This window comes from Pseudomonas sp. GCM10022186 (genome assembly GCF_042656385.1).
Lineage (GTDB): Bacteria > Pseudomonadota > Gammaproteobacteria > Pseudomonadales > Pseudomonadaceae > Metapseudomonas.
The window spans coordinates 1,402-9,478 of the sequence record NZ_JBHSOU010000041.1 but is presented as its reverse complement, the minus strand read 5'-3'; the positions used below and the strand labels follow the sequence as shown (position 1 = coordinate 9,478).

At 65.8% G+C, this 8,077-nt stretch carries 9 protein-coding genes and 1 pseudogene; 5 read left to right on the top strand and 5 right to left on the bottom strand.

From position 1 onward, the window contains the following. Positions 1-172 (top strand): annotated as a pseudogene (locus ACFPU0_RS14755) (glucose-6-phosphate isomerase); the annotation flags it as partial. 152 nt (positions 173-324) lie between these two features. Further along, on the top strand, positions 325-831 hold the full coding sequence (locus ACFPU0_RS14750) for a GNAT family N-acetyltransferase (RefSeq protein WP_377693845.1): 507 nt from the start codon (positions 325-327) through the stop codon (positions 829-831). Between the two features lie 49 nt (positions 832-880). Here the strand turns inward: ACFPU0_RS14750 and ACFPU0_RS14745 are convergent, their stop codons facing one another. The 5 genes from ACFPU0_RS14745 to speB all read right to left on the bottom strand — a co-directional run bounded on the left by ACFPU0_RS14745 (position 881) and on the right by speB (position 5,212). After that, the gene (locus ACFPU0_RS14745; protein WP_377693844.1) at positions 881-1,333 is read right to left on the bottom strand and encodes a chromate resistance protein ChrB domain-containing protein; all 453 of its coding nucleotides are present in this window, start codon (positions 1,331-1,333) and stop codon (positions 881-883) included. After that, on the bottom strand, positions 1,330-1,674 hold the full coding sequence (locus tag ACFPU0_RS14740; protein ID WP_377693843.1) for a rhodanese-like domain-containing protein: 345 nt from the start codon (positions 1,672-1,674) through the stop codon (positions 1,330-1,332). The genes ACFPU0_RS14745 and ACFPU0_RS14740 overlap by 4 nt, the downstream gene beginning before the upstream one ends. Positions 1,675-1,704: 30 nt before the next feature. Further along, positions 1,705-3,069 (bottom strand): chromate efflux transporter, encoded by a 1,365-nt coding sequence (gene chrA / locus ACFPU0_RS14735; RefSeq protein WP_377693842.1) that lies wholly within the window; start codon positions 3,067-3,069, stop codon positions 1,705-1,707. Next, entirely contained in the window at positions 3,062-4,006 is a 945-nt protein-coding gene (locus tag ACFPU0_RS14730; protein ID WP_377693840.1) for a chromate resistance protein ChrB domain-containing protein, read from the bottom strand. The genes chrA and ACFPU0_RS14730 overlap by 8 nt, the downstream gene beginning before the upstream one ends. Positions 4,007-4,240: 234 nt before the next feature. Beyond that, positions 4,241-5,212 carry an agmatinase gene (gene speB / locus ACFPU0_RS14725; protein WP_377693839.1) on the bottom strand — a complete coding sequence of 324 codons (972 nt, stop codon included), beginning with the start codon at positions 5,210-5,212 and terminating at the stop codon, positions 4,241-4,243. A 59-nt stretch (positions 5,213-5,271) separates the two neighbouring features. Here speB and ACFPU0_RS14720 point away from each other — a divergent pair, with 59 nt between their 5' ends. The 3 genes from ACFPU0_RS14720 to gcvH all read left to right on the top strand — a co-directional run bounded on the left by ACFPU0_RS14720 (position 5,272) and on the right by gcvH (position 8,046). Continuing rightward, the gene (locus ACFPU0_RS14720; protein ID WP_377693837.1) at positions 5,272-5,502 is read left to right on the top strand and encodes a hypothetical protein; all 231 of its coding nucleotides are present in this window, start codon (positions 5,272-5,274) and stop codon (positions 5,500-5,502) included. A 17-nt stretch (positions 5,503-5,519) separates the two neighbouring features. Further along, entirely contained in the window at positions 5,520-7,046 is a 1,527-nt protein-coding gene (locus tag ACFPU0_RS14715) for a sigma-54-dependent transcriptional regulator (protein WP_377693836.1), read from the top strand. A 622-nt stretch (positions 7,047-7,668) separates the two neighbouring features. Next, positions 7,669-8,046, top strand: coding sequence for a glycine cleavage system protein GcvH (gene gcvH, locus ACFPU0_RS14710; RefSeq protein ID WP_377693834.1), 378 nt, complete (start codon positions 7,669-7,671; stop codon positions 8,044-8,046). The last annotated feature ends 31 nt before the right edge of the window (positions 8,047-8,077 follow it).

The following is an 8,077-nucleotide window of genomic DNA, read 5'->3' as shown; positions in this document are numbered from 1 at the left end:
TGTGCAGAGCGTGCTCTGGGGCATCAACGCCTTCGACCAGTGGGGCGTGGAGCTGGGCAAGGAGCTGGGCAAGGCCGTCTATTCGCGGCTGATCGGCCAGGACGACGCCCCGGCCGAGGATGGCTCGACCCAGGGCCTGATCGACTTCTTCCGCGCAGGGCATCGCGGCTGAGGTGGCAGGGGCCGCGCGTTCCGTGAACAATACCGCCACGTAAAACGGCGAGCCCGGAATGGTCCCTCGCTGCCCGTTCCCCTTGGCGAGATGGTCATGCCGACGATTTTCCAATTCTTCCTTTCTACCCTGTCCGGGCGCGGGGGCCAGCCATGAGCGGCGCCACGGTCGAGCTGGTGGAGACCGGCCCGGAGCAGGCGGAGCTGATCCGCAACCTGTACCAGTTCTATGCCTACGAGTCCTCGGACTGGGAGCAGGAGGACGTGGAGGTGGATGGCCGCTTCTACATCCATGAGGAGCATCTGGCGCGCTATTGGCGTGAGCCGCAGTGGAGCGCCAACCTGATCCTGGTCGATGGCTTCATCGCCGGCTTCCTGTTGATCGAGCGTAGCGAGCTGCCGGGGCTGGATGCCCTGGAACTGGCGGACCTGTTCATCCTGAAGAAGTACCGCCGCCTGGGCATCGGCCAGGCCCTGGCCACGCAGGTGCTGACCAGCGGGGAGGGGGCCTGGCTGGTGCGTTTCTACCAGCAGGATGAAACGGCCCTGGCGTTCTGGCGCGCGGTGCTGGACGAACTGCCACGGCCGGTGCGGGCCATCGAACCGGATGACGACCCGCAGTTGCTGAGCTATCTGGTTACCGCCGCGACCACCCATTGATCCCGCGCTCGGCCCTTGCCGATCGGGCCGGGCAGATGAGGGGGCGTCCTTACATCCGTGGCGGCCAGTTGTGGGTTTCCTCCTGACAGAACTTGCACCAGGCGTAGAGCGCGTCGTAGATCAGCAGACCCTGTTCGAGCATCTGGTGGTCATTGGCGAAGTTGTGCGACAGGCCCAGGGATATCGCGTAGAGACCCGCCGATTCGGGCGTGAGGTCGAGCCGCGAGGTGTCGGCGCCGCGCACTATCGCCGCCAGCTGTTGTAACGCCGGATCGTCCAGGGCGTACTTCTTCAGGAAGGCATCGAAGCTGCACAGCTCGCCCTCATGGCTGAGCTCGACGCCGGGAATATCGTAGGGGGCAGCCTCCTGCTCGGCTGCCACCCGCAGCACGTCGGCCGCCGGCACGTAGAGAAACTCCGGCGTCGAATCGATGAAGCGCGTGATTAGCCAGGGGCAGGCAATGCGGTCGATCTTCGGACGTTCACGCGTGACCCATTTCATGCTGTGCCTCCCGCCTGGACCTGCAGGCTTTGAGTGCTCCGGCCGGCGTCGCGCCAGCCGGCGAAACCGTCGATCAGGTAGCGCGCATCCAGCCCCATGGTGTCGAGGGCGGCGGCGATGCCCTGGCTGATCTCGTGGCCATGGGCGCAATAGAGCACCACGGGTCTGTCCCGCGGCACCGAGTCTTTCCAGGTGAACACCGAGTCAGGGTCCAACCAGCGTGCGCCGGGAATCTCGGCCGCGTCGGCCGCGCGCGCGGCGGTGCGGCGTACATCCAGCAGAGTGAAGCTGCGCCCCGCCGCTTGCCATTCCGCCAATTCGCAAATGGTGATCCGGTTCATCGCCCATCTCCCGGCCCCGCAGGGCTACTTTCAGTTTCGCAGCAGGTGCACCGCCAGCCCGGCCAGGGCACAGGCCAGCAGCACCTGGATGACGCCGCGCTTGAAGCGGAACAGGGCCACGGCGGCGGCCAGGGCGATCAGCGCCGAGGGCCAGTCGAAGTAGCCGTCGAAGCCTTCCGGCCAGAGCACGTGGTAGCCGAAGAACAGCGCCAGGTTGAGGATGACCCCCACCACGGCGGCGGTGATGCCGGTCAGCGGTGCGGTGAACTTCAGCTCGTTATGGGTGGATTCCACCAGCGGCCCGCCGGCGAGGATGAAGAGGAAGGATGGCAGGAAGGTGAACCAGGTGACCAGGGTGGCGGCCACGGCGCCGGCGAGGAATTCCTGCCCGCTGCCGAACATCGGGTTCAGGTAGCCGCCGACGAAACCGACGAAGGCCACCACCATTATCAGGGGGCCGGGCGTGGTTTCGCCGAGGGCCAGGCCATCGATCATCTGCGTCGGGGTCAGCCAGCCGTAGTGCCCCACGGCGCCTTGATAGACATAGGGCAGCACCGCGTAGGCACCGCCGAAGGTGAGCAGGGCGGCCTTGGTGAAGAACCAGCCCATCTGGGTCAGGGTGCCCTGCCAGCCGAACAGGAGGGTGAGCAGGCCCATGGGCAGCAGCCAGAGCAGGGCGCCGACCACGGCAAGCAGCAGCAGGCGTGACCAGCGGAAGCGCGCATGTGCTGGCGGCGGCGTGTCGTCGTCGATCAGCGCCGGGCCGTAGTCGGCCTTGGCCGCGCCGTGGCCACCGCCGAGGGCGAACTTGTCCGGGGCAATGCGGCCGCCGATGTAGCCGATCGCTGCCGCCCCCAGCACGATCAGCGGGAAGGGCAGGTCGAGGGCGAAGATGGCGACGAAGGAGGCAGCGGCGATGCCCCACAGCCAGTTGTTCTTCAGGGCACGCGAACCTATCCGGTGAGCGGCCTGGACGACGATGGCGGTCACCGCGGGCTTGATGCCGTAGAACAGCCCGGCCACCACCGGCACATCGCCGAAGGCGATGTAGACCCAGGAGAGGGCGATCAGGATGAAGAGCGAAGGCAGGACGAACAGGGCCCCGGCGATGATGCCGCCCCAGCTGCGGTGCATCAGCCAGCCGACGTAGGTGGCCAGTTGCTGGGCTTCCGGGCCGGGCAGCAGCATGCAGTAGTTCAGCGCGTGGAGGAAGCGGCGCTCGCTGATCCAGCGCCGTCGCTCCACCAGCTCCTGGTGCATGATCGCGATCTGCCCGGCCGGGCCGCCGAAGCTTATGAAACCGAGCTTGAGCCAGAACAGGAAAGCCTCGAAGAGGCCGACGGGACTGGTTCCGGATTGCGACTCTGCGGGCGCCGGCATCGCTTTTTCACTCATCGTTTTTCTCTTCGTTGGCAAAGGCGGTCAGCAGGCCATCGAAGATGGCGCTGGCCGCGGTCAGCAATTGATCGTCATCGGCGATGCTTTCCCGCAGGCCGGCCAGCACCCGTTCGATGCCGGCCGCCTCCGCCGGCTCGGCGCCGCCGACATCGAGGTAATGCACCAGGGCTGCGAGCCTGGCCAGGGCGGGCGCCTCCAGCTGGAAGCTGGCCTGCAGGGTCTCGAAGGTGACGCGATTCCCCAGGTGGCTGAAGGTGGCGCCGTCGAAGTCGAACCCCAGGGCATCGGCCGGGCAGTCATGGGGCGAGTCCAGCCAGAGGAAGCGGGCGCCCGGGTCGATGAAGCGGCGGATCAGCCAGGCACTGGCCAGGCGGTCGATCCAGGGGCGCTTGCGGGTGGCCCAGAGGCGGCCCTGGTAGTCCCGCAGTTCGAGTGTCGCGAGAGGCTCGTCATGGCTGCTCGGCTCGTCCGCCGAGAGGGCGCGGCTGACGGCGGTCTCCAGTTCTTGCAGGGCCGCGTCCGTCTGCTGGCGAGTCTGGCCGGGGAAGAAGTCGATGCTCGCCAGCTGGGCGAAGCTCTTGCGCAGCTTGCGGATCTGCCGGGTGGAGGCCAGGGCGTTCTCCGGGGTCAACTGGCTGCGGCAGCCGTCGATCTCGGCGCGCAGTGCCGCGTACTCCTCGGTGCGCTCGAAAAGCGGAATGAAGCGCTCGCCCTGCGGGTCCTGCACCGGCAGCAGGTAGGCGGTGCCGTTGATCGAGAGGATTTCCCGTTCGATGGCACCGAGGGCGTCGCGGCAACTCGGGTGGTCGGGGAGTATATGCACGCCGTCACGGAGCACCGCCGCGCCGCAGGCCTTCAAGGCCCGCCATGCCCGCATGCGCTCGGTGGCATTGGCGGTGGGCAGGCCGATGACCAGGATGAGCCAATGATTCATGTAGCTCTACCAACAGTATTTGTATTTCCTATTACATTAGTCCTGGCCTGGTCAGTTGCAAAGTCCCGTCTGAGAACGATGGGGCATGGGCCTATTCCCTGATCGTCGGAGGGCGCCATGACGGGAAACTGGCCGGCATCTCGATGCCGGCCATGGGAGAGGAGCCGCGATGGCGGAGCGGAGGGGGGCCGGCGAGGGGCACCTCGCCGGAGTCGCACGGGGGAGGCAGCGCGGTTACTTGGCCTGCTTGCGGGCGTGGAAGACGAAACCGATGCTGTTCATCAGCAGCTGCGCCGCCAGGATCGAGGTCATGCCGGTAGGGTCGTAGGCGGGCGCCACTTCCACCAGGTCCATGCCGACTATGCGCCCCTGGCTGCGGTTGGCCAGGCCCTGGATGATCTCCAGCACTTCGTAGTACTGGAAGCCGCCGTGGCTGGGGGTGCCGGTGCCGGGGGCGATGGAGGGATCGAAGCCATCGATGTCGATGGTGATGTAGTAGGACTCGCATTCAGGGATCAGGTCCAGCACGCCATCCCGGCCCAAGCGGCGCACGTCACGCACCGAGAGAATCTGCGAGCCGGCCTCGCGGGCGGCGTTGTAGTCGCTGCGATTGGAGGACGACACGTTGCGGATACCCATCTGGGTCATGCCGACGATGTGATCCATCTCCGAGGCACGGCGCAGCGGGTTGCCGTGGCCGTAACGCACGCCGTGGCGCTCGTCGACGAAGTCCAGGTGGGCGTCGAAGTGCACGATATGGATCGGCCCGCGACCTTCGAAGGCCTTGATCACCGGTGCATGCACCGAGTGGTCGCCGCCCAGCACCACCGGCATGGCGCCGGCGTCCAGCAGCTTGCGCACGGCGAACTCGATGTTGGCGTTGCTGGTGTTCATATCGGTATGGACGATGTCGGCGTCGCCCACGTCGACGATGCGGACGTCCTCCTGCTGGAGGTACATCACATCGTCCTCGAAGTCGTAGGCGCCGCTGTGGCCGAAGGAGAAGAGGGTGGATGCCTCACGGATGCCGCGCGGTCCGAAACGCGCGCCGGAACGCCACTGGGTGCCCATGTCGTTGGGGGCGCCAAGCACCGCCACGTCGGCGTTCAGGGCGTCCCAGTCGGTGCAGATGGGCGACTTGGCGAAGGTGCAGTGACCGACGAAGGGCAGGTTCAGGCGGCCGTTCTCATAGCTGTTGCTGGACATTTTCAGGCGTCTCCACTTTGTTCTTGTTGGGCGACGGACAAGGTGTTCGTACCTCGGCCATGGCGGCATCATGGGCTTTACGCGTGGCCGAAAAAATGACGATGATGCGATGCGCAAATCGCCAAACCCGATGTAAATGCCAGGCCCTGGGCGTGGAGGTCGCCGCCGCCACGATGGACAACGTCGAGGCCCAGGCCATGTTGATCCTCTCCGGGGCCTACGCCGGCTTCCTGCGCGCGTTCCTCGACGAACTCATGCACTGCAGCCGCGCGATGGCGGCGCAGGAATAACTGTTCCGGGTCCCCTCATGCGAATCCACGTCACCTTCAACGACCGTGTCGGCATCACCCAGGAAGTCCTGGCCCTGCTGGGCGCACGCAATCTCAACCTGGAGGCGGTGGAAATGGTGCCGCCGAATGTCTACATCGACGCGCCGACCCTGTCCCGGACCGTGCTGGACGAACTCAATCAGGCCCTGCTGCAGGTCGAGGGCGTGCGCGAGGTCGAGCTGGTGGACATCCTGCCCGGGCAGCGCCGGCATTTGCAGCTGGATGCGCTGCTGGCCGCGGTCAGCGACCCGGTGCTGGCGGTAGACCCCGGAGGACGTGTATTGCTGGCCAACCCTTCCCTGGTCAACCTCTATGGCCGGGAGCCGACGGGGGAGGCGCTATCGGCGCTGTTCGCCGACCACGACCTGGCGCAATCGCTGATCGACAAGGGTTTCCGCCTGCCGATGTGCGAGGTGAGCTTCCAGGGCCAGTCCCTGCTGCTGGATGCAACGCCCATCAGCGGCGGGTCGGATGCCCTGGTGGGTGGCCTGCTGACCCTCTATCCGCCAAGTCGTATCGGTGAGCGCCTGGCCTCCTTGCATCACGACCATGCCGAGGGCCTGGACGCGTTGCTGGGCAAGTCGGCGGAGCTCAAGGCCCTCAAGGCGCGCCTGCGCAAGGTGGCCAGCCTGGATGCGCCGCTGCTGATCCAGGGCGAGACCGGTACCGGCAAGGAACTGGTGGCGCGAGCCTGCCACGCCCTGAGCGCGCGGCGCGATGCGCCCTTCCTGGCGCTCAATTGTGCGGCGCTGCCGGAAAGCCTGGCCGAGAGCGAGCTGTTCGGCTATTCGGCGGGCGCCTTCACCGGTGCCCAGCGCGGCGGCAAGCCGGGGCTGCTGGAACTGGCCGACAGCGGGACGGTGTTCCTCGACGAGGTGGGGGAGATGTCGCCCTATCTGCAGGCCAAGCTGCTGCGCTTTCTCAGTGACGGCTGCTTCCGCCGGATCGGCGGCGACCGCGAGGTGCATGTGGACGTGCGGGTGCTCTGTGCCACCCACCGCAACCTGGAACGCATGGTGGGGGAGGGCAGCTTCCGCGAGGACCTCTACTATCGTCTCAACGTGCTCAACCTGATGGTGCCGCCGCTGCGCGAACGCGGCCAGGATATCCTCCTGCTGGCCGAACATTTCCTGCGCCAGGCCTGCACGCAGATCCAGCGCCCTCCATGCCGCCTGGCCGCGGCCACCCACCCGCTGCTGCTGGGCAATCGCTGGTCCGGCAACGTACGCCAGTTGCAGAACGTGATCTTCCGCGCCGCCGCCATCTGCGAAGACGAGTTGATCGACTGCGATAGCCTGGAGCTGGCCGGAACCGCCCTCAGCACCCAGCCGACCGCCCCCCTGGAAATCACCAGCCTGGAGGACGCCGTGCAGGGCTTCGAGAAGGATCTGCTGCAACGCCTCTACGCCGAATTCCCCTCCACGCGCCAACTGGCCGCCCGCCTCAACACCTCCCATACCGCCATTGGGCAGCGGCTGCGCAAGTACGGTATCGCCAAGGCCTGAGGCGCTGACTCTGCAGGGGCGAATTCATTTGAACTTGGGAAACCACGTCCTGAGGACGTGGTCATGAGTCAGCGGCTCTGCCTGTGACGATTCGAATGTCCGGGCTAGCAGGATGAAGCCGATGGGGTAGGGTGCGCCGTGCGCACCGGCGGTTTGACGTGGTGCCGAAGCCGATCCCGGAATCGGTGCGCGCAGCGCACCCTAGGGTCCAGGCCAGGCGAAAGGGGGCGGCCTTGTGCACGGGGGAGGATTCGCCCCCTTCCAGGGGGCCAAGAGCAAGTCCAGGTTCTACGAACGTGGTGTTTACACTGTAGGGGCGAATTCATTCGCCCCTACAGGTATTACCCCATCCAGTGTCTCGGTTCGATAACGTTCCGCTGGAGCGATTTCGCTCCACTCCTCTGAAAGCCCCGGATTCCGGGGCTTTCCCTGTTCAGGGCCGCGACAAGGGCTTTGTCTGGGTGGAGTGATATCGTTCCAATCCAACGGCCACAATCAATAAGGATATGTATTAAGTGGCTGATTTATAAGGATTTTAAAGAGTTGGCATTGCCCTTGCTCTTGTTCGGTCAGCCGAGCCTGAAAACGCTCGGGACCCCACCTGATAACAAGAGGAAGATCCATGAGCACGCTGCGTTTTACTCCCGAGCATGAATGGCTGCGCGTCGAAGCCTCCGGTGAAGTGACCGTCGGCATCACCAGCTTCGCCCAGGAGGCACTGGGCGATGTGGTGTTTGTCCAGCTGCCGGATGCCGGTCGCTATGACGAAGGCCAGGAAGTCGCGGTGCTGGAGTCGGTGAAGGCCGCCAGCAACATCACCATGCCGGTGACCGGCGAAGTGCTGGAAGTAAACCAGGCCCTGGTCGACAACCCCGAGCTGGCCAACGAGGCGCCCATGGGGGACGGCTGGTTCTTCCGCATCCGCCCGGACAACCCTGAAGCCCTTGGCAACCTGATGGACCAGGCCGCCTACGACCGCTTCCTCGCCGACAACGCCTGAGCCGGGGCCGCCATGAGCCATGCACATCTTC